Genomic DNA, 16,054 nt, shown 5'->3' on the forward strand with positions numbered 1-16,054 from the left:
TGGAGATGTACCTACTAGCAGTACATTTTGCGTAATCTGGGCAAACGCTGATTAATTGCTCGTATAATGTCGTCTGTCGAAAGATACAAAAACCTGTACCTTTTTGTGCAACAAAAAAAGCCGCTCAACCAGCGGCTTTTCTTATTTCGGCATGAAAAAGGCGACCGCCCTGTGTAGACGGTCGCCTTTGTTAATTGTTGTGAAGTTTGCCTTAGGCGCGAGTCTTGATCTCCTCGAGCACCTTCGCAACAAACTCGTCAACGCTCATCTGAACGGTCTCGTTGGAGCGATCGCGGACGGAGATGTTGCCGGCCTCGACCTCCTTCTCGCCCAGAATGAGCATGTAGGGCACGCGGTCGATGCTGCGGGCCTCGCGGATCTTGTAGCCGATCTTCTCGTCGCGGTCGTCGCAGACCACGCGAATGCCGGCCTCCTCCAGCTTGGCACACACCTCGTGGGCGTAGTCGCGGCTCTTCTCGGAGACAGGAAGCGCTTTGACCTGCACGGGAGCCAGCCAGGTGGGGAACTTGCCCGCAAAGTGCTCAATCAGAATACCAATGAAGCGCTCGATGGAGCCAAAGCATACGCGGTGCAGCATGATGGGGCGCTTCTTGGTGCCGTCGGCGTCCACGTACTCAAGATCAAAGTTGAGCGGCATCTGGAAGTCGAGCTGGACGGTGCCGCACTGCCAGGTACGTCCGAGCGAGTCCTCCAGGTGGAAGTCGATCTTGGGGCCGTAGAAGGCGCCATCGCCCTCGTTGACCTCGTAGTCCATGCCCAGCTTCTCCAGAGCGGTGCGCAGGCCCTCCTCAGCGCGTGCCCAGTCCTCGTCGGAACCCATGGAGTCCTCGGGGCGGGTGGAAAGCTCAACATGATACTTAAAGCCAAACTTTTGGTACACGGAGTCGATGAGGTTGACCACGCCCACGATCTCGTCGGTCAGCTGGTCGGGACGCACAAACAGGTGGGCGTCGTCCTGGTTAAAGCAGCGCACGCGGAACAGGCCATGCAGGGCGCCGCGCAGCTCGTGGCGGTGCACCAGGCCAATCTCGCCGGCGCGGATGGGCAGCTCGCGGTAGGAGTGCGGCTTGGAGGCGTACACCAGCACGCCGCCCGGGCAGTTCATGGGCTTAATGCAGTACTCTTCGTCGTCGATGACAGTGGAGTACATGTTGTCCTTGTAGTGGTCCCAGTGGCCCGAGGTCTTCCACAGCTGCTTGTTCATGATAAGCGGCGTGGAGATCTCCACGTAGCCGGCCTTGTGGTGGATCTCGCGCCAGTAGTCCAGCAGCGTGTTCTTAAGGATCATGCCGTTAGGCAGGAAGAACGGGAAGCCGGGGGCCTCGTCGCGCATCATAAAGAGGTCCATCTCGCGGCCGATCTTGCGGTGGTCGCGCTTCTTGGCCTCCTCCAGCATGTGCATGTGCTCGTCGAGCTCTTCCTTGGTGGCAAAGGCGACGCCGTTGATGCGGGTGAGCATCTTGTTGTCCTTGTCGCCCTTCCAGTAAGCGCCCGAGACGCCGGTAAGCTTAAAGGCCTTCAGCGCCTTGGTGTAGCAGATATGGGGGCCGACGCACATGTCGATGTAGTCGCCCTGCTGGTAGAAGGTGATACGGGCGTCGTCGTCCAGGTCGCCGATGTGCTCGACCTTGTACTTCTCGCCGCGCTCCTCCATAAGGGCGATGGCCTCGGCGCGGGGCTTCTCAAAGACGGTGAACTTGAGGTTCTCCTTGACGATCTTTTTCATCTCGGCCTCGATCGCGGGGAAGTCGTCCTCGCTGATCTTGACGCCCTCGGGCAGGTCGACGTCGTAGTAAAAACCGTTGTCGGTCGCGGGACCGTAGGCAAAATCGGCCTGGGGGTACAGGCGCTTGATGGCCTGCGCCATGATGTGCGCGGCGGAGTGGCGGATGACGTGCGTGACCTCGTCCTGCGGGAGCTCGGCCACCGAACCGTCATTGTAGAGTGCCTTCATGGGTATGTTTTCTCCTCTCGGATGCCTGATGCAAGTGCGTGCGATGCGCTCGGCGTTTTTGACTTGCATCATTATAGGCAGGTTGCCTTGGTATACAAGCGCCCGCCGCACCTTAATGGCACGGCGGGCGATTTTCTACGCATGCTTCATCGTGTGGGGCGGCGCGGGGCGCGTGGCGGCCGTGGGATGCGCGGGGTGCGCGGAGCCCGTGGCTTACGGCCGGCCCGGCGATGGATGCGTTACTGGATGCGAGTTCGGCAGTAGGGGCAGACCTTCCAGTGCGCATCGAGCGGGCGATGGCAGCTGGGGCAGACGTTGCGAACCTGAGTGTCGCACACCGGGCAGACGACAAAGTCCTTCTCGATGGGGGCGCCGCACTGCGGGCAGGTGCCGTACTGGGCAAGCTGGCGTTCGCGCAGGGCCATATCCAGCTCCTGCTCCTCGCGGTCGGACGCGTAGGAGTGCGGGCGCAGGACCAGGTAGGCGATGAGGCCTACAAACGGGATGAGGGCAATGATGCCCCATGCCACGTAGGCGCTGGCGCCGCGGCGGCGGGCATCGATGAACACATAGACGACCGACAGCACATACAGGGCGATGATAAAGCCAACGAAGGCATAGACGACGCCCATAAGCTGCGGCGACATGAGCTCGGAGATGTACTTGGACATTACGGGTACCTTTCGGATTATTTACAGTCCAGTCAAGTTTACCACGGGGTTTGTTTATATGGGACTACGGCTGGGTACGGGGCTGGCGCGGACACAAACATCTCAATCTGTAACAGGTGGGAGCGGAATCCGGGTCTAGACGTTACAGATCGAGACACAGGGGTCCCTCCCAGACTTCAATCTCGATCTGTAACATCTTGGGCCCCAAAACCCCTCTTACTGTTACAGATCGAGACATTCAAAATCCGCCTGAAGGTTTGTCTCGATCTGTAACATCTAGAACCCAAATCATCAGCTAACTGTTACAGATCGAGACGAAAGGTTGCCGTAGTTGTCGGCGGACGAGGTTGTCGACGTTGCCGCGTCTCCCCTCTTCTGCCGTTGGCGGGTGTTGCGGGGCTGTTCACCGCATTGCCGCCGCGCTGGGGGTGTGCAGACCGTAGGATAGTCTTATTGACAGCCTGTCAACTCGTCTGGGAGGCACCGTGGCAGAAACGTTTGATATCGCAATTGTGGGCGCGGGCATCACCGGATGCGCCATCGCGCGGCAGCTCGCGCGATTTGAACTGTCCATTTGCGTAGTCGAGGCGGCGAACGATATTGCGCTGGGTGCGTCGAAGGCCAACGGCGGCCTGGTGCACGCCGGCTACGATCCGGCGCCGGGAACCGTAAAGGCACAGGTCAATGCCCGTGGCTGTGAGCTGTATGGTACCTGGGCCCAGGAGCTGGACTTTCTGTTCTGCCGCACCGGGTCGATGGTTTTGGGCTTTAACGACGAGGACCGCACGCATCTGGAGCAGCTGCGGTGCAACGGCCATGTCAACGGTGTTCCCGAGCTGTCGATCGTCGGACCCGACCGCATCCACGAATTAGAGCCGCGTGCCAGTGCCGATGCAACGTGCGCGTTGTGGTGCCCCTCGACTGGGTTTGTCGACCCGTTTGAGGTTGCCATCGCCGCGCTGGAGAACGCCGTGGCCAACGGGGTGACGTTTATGCGGTCCGCGCCGGTGGAAGCGATTGAAGTCGCGGACTCGGGCGACGACGCGCGCTTTACGCTGGCGACCCCCGCTGGCAATGTGCGCTGCCGCTACCTGATCAACGCCGCGGGCAACGGCGCCGCCGACATCTCGCATATGGCGGGGGCCGAAGAGTTTCAGATGGTCTGGCGCCAGGGCAACATCGTGGTGCTGGACAAGGAGCCGCGCACGCTCATGCCGCTCTACCCCGTGCCGACGCCGGTGTCGAAGGGCGTTATCGTGACGGGCACCGTACATGGCAACACCGTGATTACCGCGACGGCTGCCGTGCGCGAGCCGGGCGACACTCAGACCTATGCGAGCGATGTGAACGCGCTGCTGACCGGCGCGCACAAGCTAGTGCCCGATCTGGATACGCGACGTGTGGTGCGCGCATTTGCCGGCGGGCGTCCGGTCATTCAGGGAACGAACGACTTCTTTATTGGACAGTCGGCCGTGGTGCCGGGGCTGTTCCAGGCGGCGGGCATTCAGTCGCCGGGCGTGGCAAGCGCGCCGGCCATTGCCGAGCGCATGGAGCTTGTGATGCGTGAAGCGGGCGTGGAGCTGCACGAGCGGGCGGACTGGAACCCAATTCGCCGCGCGCCGGACGACTTTGACCGCGCACCGCTGGCGCGCAAGGAGGAGCTGATCGAGTCCGATCCCGCGTGGGGACAGATTGTCTGCCGCTGCGAGACGGTGCCCGAGGCCGAAATCGTGGCGGCGATTCGACGCCATCCGGGCGCGGTTTCGGTCGAGGGCGTCAAGCGCCGCTGCCGTGCCGGCATGGGTCGGTGCCAAAGTGGCTTTTGCCAGAGCCGTGTGGTGGCGATTCTCGCCCGAGAGCTGGACTGCGACCCCAGCGAGGTATTACTGGAGGACGCCGGATCTTGGCTGGTTGAGGGACCGCTGAAGGGGGTGCGTTAGGATGGCGAAATTCAAATCGAGCGCGATTGATTGCGGCGTCGTAGAAGCCGTACAAACGCAAGCCTTCGACGTGGTCGTTATCGGCGGCGGCCCCGCCGGCATGGCGGCCGCACTGGCCGCGCATAAGGCCGGAGCGCGCGTGGCCATCGTGGAGCGCGAGCAGCACCTGGGCGGCATCCTCCGCCAATGCATCCACCCCGGCTTTGGCCTGTCGCACTTTAAACAGGAGCTCACTGGTCCCGAGTACGCGCAGCGCTTTATCGACCAGGTGCACGCAACCGACATTGCGCTGTTCCTGAACAGCATGGTAATTGGGGTAGATTCAGGCGAGCCTACAGAAGACACCGCGGTCCATACCGTCACGCTCATGAGCCCCGCCGGCATGCTGCAGCTCACCGGGCGCGCGGTCGTCCTTGCCATGGGATGCCGCGAGCGCACTCGCAGCGAGATCAAGATCCCCGGCAGCCGTCCCGCCGGCGTGTTTACGGCCGGCCTGGCGCAGCGATACATCAATATCGAAAACCTCAAGCCCGGCTCGCGTGCCGTCATTTTGGGCTCGGGTGACATCGGGCTCATCATGGCACGCCGCTGCACGCTCGAGGGGATTTCGGTCGAGGGCGTGTACGAGCTTATGCCGTACGCCAACGGACTGCGTCGCAATGTCAAGAACTGCCTGGACGACTTTGGCATTCCGCTGCACCTGTCCGCCACCGTCACGCGCGTGATCGGGCACGACCGTGTGGAAGCCGTCGAGGTAAGCCAGGTCGACGAGCACCTGGCGCCCATTCCGGGGACCGAGCGCATTGTTCCGTGCGACACGCTGCTGCTTTCGGTGGGATTGATTCCCGAGAACGAGCTTTCGGTTGCCGCGGGCGTGGAGCTTGACCCGCACACGCGCGGCGCCGTGGTGGACCAGAGTCTGCAGACGGGCGTGCCGGGCATCTTTGCCTGCGGCAACGTGCTGCACGTGCACGATCTGGCCGACAACGTGACGACCGAGTCCGAGAGGGCTGGCGCAGCTGCAGCGGCGTACGTGCTGGGTGGCGGAGCCGAGACGGACGCGGTCGCGGACACGGGCTGCGAGCTCACGGTCTTCCCTGCCGGCATTGCGGGATACGCGCTGCCGGGACGCATTACGGCCGTGGCGCTCACCAAGCTCAACTTCCGCGTGCGGCGGCCAGTCGATACCGCCCGCGTGAGAATCTTGGCCGACGGCGAGGAACTGTTCGCCGGCAAGGTCCGCGCGTTTAAGCCGAGCGTTATGGAGAGCTTCCCGCTGCCTGCGAAGGTCATCAAACAAGCGCTCGACCTGGGTGCCAGCAAGATTGTCCTATCCGTCGATCCCATCGAGGAGGCGTAACCAAGATGAGCGATAACGTGATCGAAACGCTGCAGTTCAACTGCACCACCTGCCCATCCGAGTGCCTCCTGACCGTAGAGATGGAGCGCGACGCAAATGGCGCCGTGGTGGAAGTTCGCTCCGTGACCGGCAACAACTGCCCGCGCGGCGATACGTTCGCACATCAGGAGCTCACCTGCCCCATGCGCGTGCTCACGACGACCGTGGCCGTCTCCGGCGGCGACGAAGCCCTGCTCCCCGTGCGCACGGCCGAAGCCATCCCGCTGGCACTCCACGCCCAAGCCATGGACCTCATCCGCGGCGTGGTCGTCGAGGCCCCCATCCGCATGGGCGACGTCGTGCTGGAAGATCTTCTCGGCACCAACATTGACCTAGTCGCCAGCATGAACATCGATCCAACCTAAGCAGCTAATTTGGGACGGGGCTCTTTTAGCTGCTTTTGCAAGGAGTGTCCCCAGGTGCCGGCATAAAAGGAACGTCCCTATGTGCCGGGCTTGGGATACCATGGTGGCAGCCTAGCGAAAGGATGTTTCATGGCACATGTCGATGACCAGCGCATGGCGCGCGTGCTCGATGCGCTCGAGGATCAGCACCCCGGTGCGCAGCTGCTCGTGAATGACCCGTGGTCGATCTATTACCTGACCGGCTTTTATGCCGATATGTTCGAGCGTTTTTGCGGCGTGCTGCTCGTGCGCGATGCCGAGCCGGTGATCCTGGTCAACGCACTGCATCAACTGCCCGAGTACGACAATGCCCGCGTCGCCTATCACACCGATACCGATGTCGTGGCCGACGCCATCGCTCGCGAGGTCGATCCGACCAAACCGCTCGGCATCGACACCGTCATGCGCTCCGGCTTTTTGATGCCGCTCATGGAGCGCCACGCCGCAAGCGAGTTTTTCCTGGGTGACTTTGCCGTCACCGCCGCACGCACCCACAAGGATGCCACCGAGCAGGAGCTCATGCGTGCGTCCTCGACCGCTAACGACGCTGTAATGGCCGATGCTATTAAGCTTGTCCACGAGGGCGTGACGGAACGCGAGATTGCCGACCAGATGCTCGGCCTGTATCGCAAGCACGGCTGCGAGGGCTTTAGCTTTCCGCCCATCGTGAGCTTTGGCGCCAACGCCGGCGACCCGCATCACGAACCCGACGACACTGTGCTCAAGCGCGGCGACGTGGTGCTGTTCGACATTGGCGGACGCCGCTGCAACTATTGCTCGGACATGACGCGCACGTTCTTTTGGGGCGAGCCGGACGAGGAGACGGCACGCATCTACGACATCGTGCGCCGCGCCAACGAGGCCGCCGAAGCGCTCATCGCACCGGGCGTGCGCATGTGCGACCTGGACCGCGCCGCACGCGATGTGATTGAAGACGCGGGCTACGGCGAATACTTTACGCATCGCCTGGGTCACTCGATCGGCCTGCAGGACCACGAGCCGGGCGACGTCTCGCTCGTCAACGAGCAGGTCGTAGAGCCGGGCATGACGTTCTCCATCGAACCGGGCATCTACCTCCCCGACCGCACCGGCGTCCGCATCGAGGACCTGGCCCTGGTGACCGAGAACGGCGTCGAGATTCTCAACGCCTACCCCCACGATCCGGTCCGCCTAGACTAGGCAATGTGTCAAAGGGAGAGCCCCTTTGACACATCTTACAAACGCCGCGCCACGAAAACGGCCTATCTACTACGTTTAACCCGCATGAGTCGACCATGCGGGTCTTTTTTGAAAAATGGCGAGCCATCTACCTGCGGTTTTGATTTCGCAATTCTCTGTATGGTCGAGGGTTACCGGTCAAACGTAGTAAATAGGGCCATTTCGTGGCGAGCAAGTCAACTCGAGGCGCAGGGCAGCCAAAAAGCCCCGTCCCAAATTGACTGCTTTTGAGTTGCGGTGATATACGGACTGTTTGAGGCTTCTGGCTTGTAAAACAGTCCGTATTTCACCGCAACTGATGAGGGGATGGGTTAACGGAGCAGCCCCGCTACTTCGCCGGCTAGGGTGATGGTACCGGCTGCTACGAAGGGCTCGCCCGCGGCATCGAAGGCAGCGAGGGCCTCGGACACGCTCGGATACACGCCCGCGAGCTTGTCGGCGTCCACAAGTGCGGCAAGCTCCTCTGCCGACAGGGCGCGGTCGGAATCGGTCTGGGTCACAACCACGCGCGGGAAGGCCGGGATCAGTACGTCAACGATACCCGCCACGTCCTTGTCGGCCAGCGCAGCGCACAGCAGCGTGGGGCGATTCTCTACGCACGGATCGATCTCGTCCAGCGCGCTCACAAAGTTCTCGCAGCTCTGAGGGTTATGGCAGGCGTCGATCAGCTTGAACGGATCAGTTCCCAGCACATCAAATCGGCCCGGCGTGGGGCAGCCCACAAGCGACACATCGAGCTTGTCATGATCGAGCTCGCGAGCCAGATACCCCTCGCACAGCATAATCGCGCACGCAGCATTCTGCGGCTGATACGCCGGCTTAACCATACTCGACGTATAGATGGCACGCGGTGTAGTACAGCTAAACTCCACGGTATCGCCTACATGCGCCGGTACCTTGGTCGTGGAATGGCTCACAACCAGCGGCACCACACCGCACTCGCGGCAGCGCGTATCCATTACGCGCTGAACGCTCGGCTCATGCGTGCCCTCGCCCAAAACAACCAATCGCCCAGGCTTAATAACCGCAGCCTTCTCCCCCGCAATGGCCTCGAGCGTATCGCCCAAAATACGTGTGTGATCGAGCCCAATACCCGTAATGGCGACGGCCACGGGATCAGTCGCACTCGTAGCATCCCAGCGTCCGCCCATGCCAACCTCAAGCACGGCAACATCCACGCGAGCCTCGGCAAACACCACAAGTGCAGCAGCCGTCAAAAGGTCAAACGGCGTGATGGTATAGGCACGCTCCCCCGCCGCCACACGACGGGCATTCACTCGATGCCCCGCCTCAACAGCGGCCGAAACGCCACGGGCGAATGCCTCATCGCTCACGACGCATCCATCGACTTCCATGCGCTCGGGATAGCGTACCAGCTGTGGCGACGTATACAGCGCGGTCTTGAGCCCCTCACCACGAAGAATGGCAGCCGAAAAACGCGTGGTCGAAGTCTTGCCATTGGTACCGGCAACCTGAATGCAATCGAAATACTCATCCGGACGTCCCAGCTCATCGAGCATATCGACAACCGTCTCGAGCAGAGGACCAGCATCCCCAGAAATCCGCCCCGTATCAGCAGCAAGCCCAACAACCTCATCAAACGAAAGCAAATCAAACTCAAAAGGAACGGTATACAAGCCGGAACGCTTAGGCATTTTTAGAACCGCCATTCATAGAAAAATAAAACAGTATAGGTTGAGGATAGTCAGCGAAAACGCCTCTGATGAGCCAAGGTGCCGTGAAACAAGGGCGCATAGGGCTTATGCCCATGCGCCCGAAGTTGAACGGCAGATTGGCCATCAGAGGCGTTTGCAGCGTCGAGTCAGCCGCCGTTCGTTAGAACGGCGGAATAGGTGTCCGCAGTAGCGAGCAATGCCCCAAACCGCGTCCCCCAGTAACGCCTACGAGAAGTCAGCAACCTGCGAGGTCAGCGCCGCAAGGATCTCCTTGAGCTCAGCTGCACGGTCCCTCTTCTTCTGGACCACCGCGGGCGCGGCCTTGGCCACAAAGCCCTCGTTGGCAAGCGTCTTCTCGCAGCCGGCGAGCTCCTTCTGGGCCGCGGCGATCTCCTTCTCCAGGCGCGCCTTCTCGGCGGAAAGGTCAACCTTGCCCTCGAGCACCACAAAGACCTCGACGCCGCTGTCGACCACGGCGATGCTCGCTGCCGGCTTCTCGACGTCGGTACCCATAACCAGCGAGGCAGTGTTCGCCAGCGGCTCGATGGTCGAGCGCAGGCTCTCGAGCTTCTCGATATCCTCGGCACCGGCGCGCACGACCACGTCGAGCTCGGCCTTAGGGCTCAAGCGATAACGCGAGCGCGTGGCGCGGGCAGCGGAAACGACGGTGCGGCACAGCTCAAACGCGCGCTCGGCGTCCTCGTCAACATACTTGGCGTAGTCGGCGGGCTCCGGCCACTTGGCGATCATGAGCGCCTCGGCGCGGTCCACGTTGCCCTCGGCGTCCAGATCGAGCACGCTCGCCGGCATGTTGTCCCAGATTTCCTCGGTGACAAACGGCATAAGCGGGTGCATCAGGCGAATGGAGGTGTCGAGCACAAAGATCAGGTTGCGCTGCGCCTGCAGTCGGCCCTCGCCCTTCAGGCGGGCCTTGGTGACCTCGACGTACCAGTCGCAGACCTCGTTCCAGAAGAACTGCTGCACGCCGCGGGCCATATCGCCAAAGGTGTACTGCTCGATGCCCTCGGTGACCATCTTCACGGCCTTGGCCAGGCGGCTGAACATCCACGCGTCGGCAGGCGTCTCCACGACGGGCTCGCCGGGCGTGTAGCCCTCCATGTTCATAAGCAGGAAGCGGCTGGCGTTCCAGATCTTGGTCACAAACGACTTGGCCTGCTCGGTGCGCGGGCTATCGATGAGCTTCTTGGTCTTCTTGTCGATGTTCGCGTCGAACTTGACGTCCTGGTTGTTGGTGCACAGCGTAAGCAGGTTGTAGCGCATGGCGTCGGCGCCGTACATGCCAATGAGGTCCATGGGGTCAACGCCGTTGCCCTTGGACTTGGACATGCGGCTGCCGTCCTTGGCCAGAATCGTCGGGTAGATGACGACGTCCTTAAACGGCACCTCGTCCAAGAAATACAGCGAACTCATGACCATGCGGGCGACCCACAGCGCGATGATGTCGCGTGCGGTGACCAGCGCCGTCGTGGGGTGATGGCCCTCGAGCAGCTCCGGCTTTTGCGGCCAGCCCTGCGTGGCGAAGGTCCACAGCTGCGAGCTGAACCAGGTGTCCAGCACGTTCTCGTCCTGATGCACGTGATGGCCGCCACACTTGGGGCACACGTCGGTGTCCTCGGTGAGGGCGTCCTCCCAACCGCAGTCCTCGCAGTAGAACACGGGGATGCGGTGGCCCCACCACAGCTGACGGCTGATGCACCAATCCTTAAGGTTCTCCATCCAGGTGGTGTAGGTCTGCGTCCAGCGCGCGGGATGGAAGGTGACCTTGCCGGAGTTGACGGCGTCGAGCGCCGGCCCCTTGAGCTTGTCGACGGCCACAAACCACTGCTCGGACAGCCACGGCTCCAGGGCGGAGTCGCAACGGTAGCAGTGCATGACGGAGTGATCGAGGTCCTCGACGTGATCGAGCAGGTCGTGCTCCTCGAACCACTTGATGACGGCCTCGCGGCACTCGTCGCGGTTCATGCCGGTGAACTCGCCGTAGCCCTCGACGACCACCGCGTGCTCGTCGAAGATGTTGATCTGCGGCAGGTCGTGCGCCTGACCCATGGCGTAGTCGTTGGGGTCGTGGGCCGGGGTGACCTTAACAAAGCCGGAGCCAAAGTTGGCGTCGACATGCCAATCCTCAAAGATGGGGATCTCACGGTTGACGATCGGCAGCATGACGGTCTTGCCCACGAAGGCGGCCTTCTCGGGGTCCTTCGGGGAGACGGCGACGCCCGTGTCGCCGAGCATGGTCTCGGGGCGCGTGGTGGCGACGACGATGTAGTCCTGGCCGTTGACCGGCTCAGTCAGCGGGTAGCGCAGGTGCCACAGGTGGCCCTTCTCGTCCTTGTACTCAGCCTCGTCGTCCGAGATGGCAGTGGTGCAGTTGGGGCACCAGTTGACGATGCGCTTGCCGCGGTAGATCAGGCCGTCGTGGTACCAGTCGCAGAAGACCTTACGCACGGCCTGGGCATAGTCCTCGTCCATGGTGAAGCGCTCGTTGTCGAAGTCGACGGAGCAGCCCATGCGCTTGATCTGCTCGACGATGATGCCGCCGTACTCGTGAGTCCAGTCCCAGCAGGCGTCGACAAACTTATCGCGACCGATCTCCAGGCGGCTGATGCCCTCGCTCTTGAGCTTCTTGTCGACCTTGGTCTGCGTGGCGATACCGGCGTGATCGGTGCCCAGCACCCAGCGCGTGGACTTGCCGCGCATGCGGGCCATACGGATGATGGCGTCCTGGATGGAGTCGTCGGTGGCGTGGCCCATGTGGAGCTTGCCGGTCACGTTGGGAGGCGGAATGGTGACGGTGCAATCGCCCACGCCCTCGCGGCGCTTGTAGTAGCCGCCGTCGAGCCACTTCTGCAAGATCGCCGGCTCGTTGGTCGACGGATCGTAGTTCTTGGGCATTTCTTCCATATATCTCTCCCTGTCCCGCCGGCGTGTCCGCCTGCTTGGTTTTCGCTCGGTCAGGTCCTGGCTCGCACGAAGAGCACATTTAGTGCTCTTCGGCTCGTGCGGAATCTACGAAAACCAAGCAGGCGGACACGCCTTAGGTATCGATTACTTCAGTCTGAAGGTACTAACTTGACAATCTCACAGAATAGCACAGGCATACCTGCCGAATAGGGACAGGTTTATTCTGGTAGGTTTTATCAGGGGAAACGACAGTTGCCCATATAAAACCGACCAAAATAAACCTGTCCCTAAATAGCAGGTCCCGCGGTGGTTGCCGCGGGACCTAAACGGGCGCTATTTACCCATAGATGCGCTGGGGCTGTTCTTCGCCCTTTACGGAGGCTTCGGTCACGATGACCTTGGAAACGCCCTCCTCGCTGGGGAGGTCGAACATCGTCTGCTGAAGCACGTCCTCGCAGATGGAACGCAGGCCGCGGGCGCCGGTCTTGCGGGCGAGCGCCATGCGGGCGATCTCGTGCAGGGCCGCGTCCTCAAATTCAAGATCGACATCCTCAAGCTGGAACATCTTGCGGTACTGGCGCACCACGGCGTTCTTGGGCTCGGTCAGAATCGACACCAGGTCGTCCTCGTCGAGCGCCTGCGTCTGGGTGACAACGGGCGTACGTCCCACAAACTCCGGGATCATGCCAAAGGCGTTGAGGTCCTGCGGGAGCACCTGACGCAGCAGGTCGTTCTCGTCGACCGAGGTGGGGCCGGCGATCTCGGAGTTAAAGCCCACGCCCTTGTTGCCCACGCGATCGGCGATGATCTTATCCAGGCCCACAAAGGCACCGCCGCAGATGAACAGGATGTTGGTCGTGTCGATCTGCAGGAGCTCCTGCTGGGGATGCTTACGGCCGCCGGTGGGCGGAACGCTGGCCACCGTGCCCTCAAGAATCTTAAGCAGCGCCTGCTGAACGCCCTCGCCCGAGACGTCGCGAGTGATGGAGAGGTTCTCTGCCTTGCGGGCGATCTTATCAATCTCGTCAACGTAGATGATGCCCACCTGCGCGCGCTCGATATCGCCATCGGCAGCGTTGATGAGCTTGAGCAGGATGTTCTCCACGTCCTCGCCCACATAGCCAGCCTCGGTAAGCGCGGTAGCATCGGCGATGGCAAACGGCACCTCGAGGATGCGCGCGAGCGTCTGGGCGAGCAGGGTCTTGCCGGTACCGGTGGGACCGAGCAGCAGGATGTTGGACTTGGCGAGCTCTACCTCGTCCATATCGTCATCGAACTGCGAGCCCATGCCCGATGCCTCGTCAAAGGCAGACACCGCGGCGCCGCCCTCAATCACGCGGCGATAGTGGTTGTACACGGCAACCGACATGGCGCGCTTGGCGTCCTCTTGGCCCATGACATAGGCCGAAAGCTCGTCATAGATCTCGTGCGGCGTCGGCACGTGCGTGATGACCTGGCGGTCGTCCTCGAGCTCAAAGCCCTCGGCCTCGGGATCCATGGCGGGCTGCCCGGCAGCCTGGCCGTGATCATTGAGGAAGCCCGGCAGCTTGCCGTTGCGGGCAGCGTCCATAAAGTCCGAAGCCAGCGACTCCTCCAGAATCTCGGAGCAGGCGGCGACGCACTCGTCACAGATAAAGATGTTGGTCGGGCCCTTTACGAGGCGTCGGACCTGGCCCTGTTCTTTTCCGCAGAAGGAGCAGCGAATGGGGTTGCCGTTCTCGTCAAAGTTGTCCTGCATGTTACCGGCCATCCTAGGCGTCCTTCGCGGCCAAGTCGCGCGAGGTGACGATGCGGTCGATCAGGCCGTAGTCGAGGGCCTCGGCGGCGGTCAGGTAATTGTCACGCTCGGTATCTGCCTGGACCTTCTCGATGGGCTGGCCCGAGGCATCGGACAGGATCTGGTTGAGCTCGCGACGGGTCTTCTTGATCTCCTCGGCAACGATCTCGATCTCGGTCTGCTGACCCTGGGCACCGCCGCTGGGCTGGTGAATCATAACCTTGGAGTGCGGCAGGCAGAAGCGCTTGCCCTTGGCGCCAGCCGAAAGCAGCACGGCGGCCATGGACGCGGCCATACCCACGCAAATGGTGGAGACCTGCGGCTTGATAAAGTTCATGGTGTCAAGAATCGCCAGGCCGGAGTAAACCTCGCCGCCGGGCGAATTGATGTAGAGCGAGATATCCTTCTCGGCATCCTGGCTCTCAAGATGCAGTAGCTGGGCAACGACCAGGTTGGCGCTGACGGAGTTGATCTCCTCGCCCAAGAAGATGATGCGATCGTTGAGCAGGCGCGAATAGATATCGTAGCTGCGCTCGCCGCGCGGCGTCTGCTCGATAACGTATGGCACGAGGGCGGAATCGAACTTAGCGATCATACGCATCTCCATTTCTCTCTTGCGGACCAAATTGGTTCTAGATAAACGTACGGTGCCCGCATGCTATGCATTGGCTGGCACCGTACGAAGCAACCGGATAACCGGCTTATAACTTTACCCCATCACAGGCGCACGCATGCGCTCGCGGGCAAGGTGGCGAGAATTACTCGGCGTCCTTGGCGGTCTCGTCGACCTCGGTCACCTTGGCGTTCTCGACCAGGTGGTCGACGGCCTTGGAGCGACGGATGGACTCACGGACGGCAGGCATGCGGCCATCGGCGATGAACTCGGCCTTGGAAGCCTCGACGTCCTTGACGCCGGCCTTCTCGAACTCGGCGTTGATGTCGTCCTCGGTGACCTCAATCTTGAGCTCACGGGCGAGGGCGTCGAGCGCCAGGGACTCACGGGCAACGTCGTTGGCCTGCTTGTGCAGGTCGCCGATGAACTGCTCCATGGTCAGACCGGAAGCGGGCAGCCAGGTGTCCAGGGTCATGCCGCGGGCAGCGAGGTTGGACAGGAAGTTCTGGCCAAGCTCCTCAAAGACGGACTGCTCGTAGTCGGCATCCATCTCGTCGAGCTGCAGGCGCTCAGCGAGAGCGGAGACGCAACGGTTCTCCTTCTCGGCAGGGAGGCGGGAAGCCTTGTCCTGCTCGATCTCGATCTTGATGGCGTCGCGCATGGCGTCGATGCTGTCGAAGCCAAAGTCGGACTTAACGAGCTCGTCGGTGAGCTCGGGGGTGTTGCGGACCTTGATGCCCTTGACGGTGACCTCGACGGTGTGGGTCTCGGCCTCCTCGCCCTCCTCGACCTCGTCGGTCCAGGTGACGGTCTTGACGTCGTCAACGTTAGCGCCGATCAGGGCCTCGTTGAACTCCTTGGGGTTGCTGTCGCTACCGGCGATGAGCATGCGACCCTCGGCGGCAAAGTTGTCGGCGTTCTCGACGGCCTTGAGGTCGACGGTCACATAGTCGTCAGCCTCGACGGCGCGACCCTCGACGTCCTCGAAGGTGGCACGGTAGTTGAGGAGCATCTCGACCTGGTTGTTGATCTCGGACTCGGTGACCTCCGCAGGGGGCATCTCGATCTCGACGGCGTCGAAGGAAGAGAGCTCGGCAGCAGGACGCAGGGAGAACTCGACGGTGTAGGTGTAGTCCTCGTGATCCTTGGCGAGGTCGAGCTCCTTGTAGTCACCGTTCTTGGTGGGGACGATGTCCAGCTCGTTGAGGACGGCGGGCTCGTTGGCGGCGATCAGGTCGTTGGTGGCCTGAGCGAGGGTAGCCTCGGCGCCAAGAGCGGAATCGATGACCGGACGGGGAGCCTTGCCGGCACGGAAGCCCGGGAAGCGGTACTTCTTGGCGGTGTCCTTGTAGGCCTTCTTGATCGCGGCGTCGACGTCGGCGGCCGGGATGGTGACCGTAGCGGTGAGCTTGGCGTCCTTGACGTCAGAAGCGGTGATGTTCAACACGTTCCTCCTCAT

The 16,054-nt window shown here is 61.8% G+C and carries 11 protein-coding genes; 4 read left to right on the forward strand and 7 right to left on the reverse strand.

All coding sequences use genetic code 11. From position 1 onward, the window contains the following. Positions 1-211: 211 nt before the first annotated feature. Both thrS and DXD48_RS07185 read right to left on the reverse strand, forming a co-directional pair. Positions 212-1,975, reverse strand: a complete 1,764-nt coding sequence (gene thrS / locus DXD48_RS07180) for a threonine--tRNA ligase (RefSeq protein WP_117564580.1) — start codon at positions 1,973-1,975, stop codon at positions 212-214. 239 nt (positions 1,976-2,214) lie between these two features. Next, positions 2,215-2,646 (reverse strand): zinc ribbon domain-containing protein, encoded by a 432-nt coding sequence (locus DXD48_RS07185; RefSeq protein ID WP_055251579.1) that lies wholly within the window; start codon positions 2,644-2,646, stop codon positions 2,215-2,217. Positions 2,647-3,131: 485 nt separating this feature from the next. Between DXD48_RS07185 and DXD48_RS07190 the strand changes: the two genes are divergently transcribed. The 4 genes from DXD48_RS07190 (at position 3,132) to DXD48_RS07205 (ending at position 7,568) form a co-directional block, all read left to right on the forward strand. Beyond that, a complete protein-coding gene (locus DXD48_RS07190) occupies positions 3,132-4,586 on the forward strand; it encodes an NAD(P)/FAD-dependent oxidoreductase (protein WP_117564581.1) in 1,455 nt (484 codons plus the stop codon). A gap of 1 nt (position 4,587) precedes the next feature. Continuing rightward, positions 4,588-5,946: an NAD(P)/FAD-dependent oxidoreductase gene (locus tag DXD48_RS07195; protein ID WP_117564582.1), complete on the forward strand. Its 1,359-nt coding sequence runs from the start codon at positions 4,588-4,590 to the stop codon at positions 5,944-5,946. Positions 5,947-5,951: 5 nt separating this feature from the next. Continuing rightward, positions 5,952-6,350, forward strand: a complete 399-nt coding sequence (locus DXD48_RS07200; protein ID WP_117564583.1) for a DUF1667 domain-containing protein — start codon at positions 5,952-5,954, stop codon at positions 6,348-6,350. Between the two features lie 129 nt (positions 6,351-6,479). Then, complete coding sequence (locus DXD48_RS07205; protein ID WP_199407921.1) at positions 6,480-7,568, forward strand: Xaa-Pro peptidase family protein; 1,089 nt, start codon at positions 6,480-6,482, stop codon at positions 7,566-7,568. 350 nt (positions 7,569-7,918) lie between these two features. On the opposite strand, the gene DXD48_RS07210 is transcribed toward DXD48_RS07205, so the two are convergent. The 5 genes from DXD48_RS07210 to tig form a co-directional block, all read right to left on the reverse strand. Continuing rightward, positions 7,919-9,262 carry a folylpolyglutamate synthase/dihydrofolate synthase family protein gene (locus DXD48_RS07210; RefSeq protein ID WP_117564584.1) on the reverse strand — a complete coding sequence of 448 codons (1,344 nt, stop codon included), beginning with the start codon at positions 9,260-9,262 and terminating at the stop codon, positions 7,919-7,921. A gap of 246 nt (positions 9,263-9,508) precedes the next feature. Continuing rightward, positions 9,509-12,205, reverse strand: a complete 2,697-nt coding sequence (locus tag DXD48_RS07215; RefSeq protein WP_117564585.1) for a valine--tRNA ligase — start codon at positions 12,203-12,205, stop codon at positions 9,509-9,511. A 337-nt stretch (positions 12,206-12,542) separates the two neighbouring features. Continuing rightward, positions 12,543-13,955, reverse strand: a complete 1,413-nt coding sequence (gene clpX, locus DXD48_RS07220) for an ATP-dependent Clp protease ATP-binding subunit ClpX (protein ID WP_117564586.1) — start codon at positions 13,953-13,955, stop codon at positions 12,543-12,545. A 1-nt stretch (position 13,956) separates the two neighbouring features. After that, complete coding sequence (locus DXD48_RS07225) at positions 13,957-14,577, reverse strand: ATP-dependent Clp protease proteolytic subunit (RefSeq protein WP_022095182.1); 621 nt, start codon at positions 14,575-14,577, stop codon at positions 13,957-13,959. Positions 14,578-14,740: 163 nt separating this feature from the next. Further along, positions 14,741-16,042, reverse strand: coding sequence for a trigger factor (tig, locus tag DXD48_RS07230; protein ID WP_233505673.1), 1,302 nt, complete (start codon positions 16,040-16,042; stop codon positions 14,741-14,743). Positions 16,043-16,054 lie beyond the last annotated feature (12 nt).

It is taken from the genome of Collinsella sp. TM05-37 (genome assembly GCF_003436455.1).
GTDB lineage: Bacteria > Actinomycetota > Coriobacteriia > Coriobacteriales > Coriobacteriaceae > Collinsella.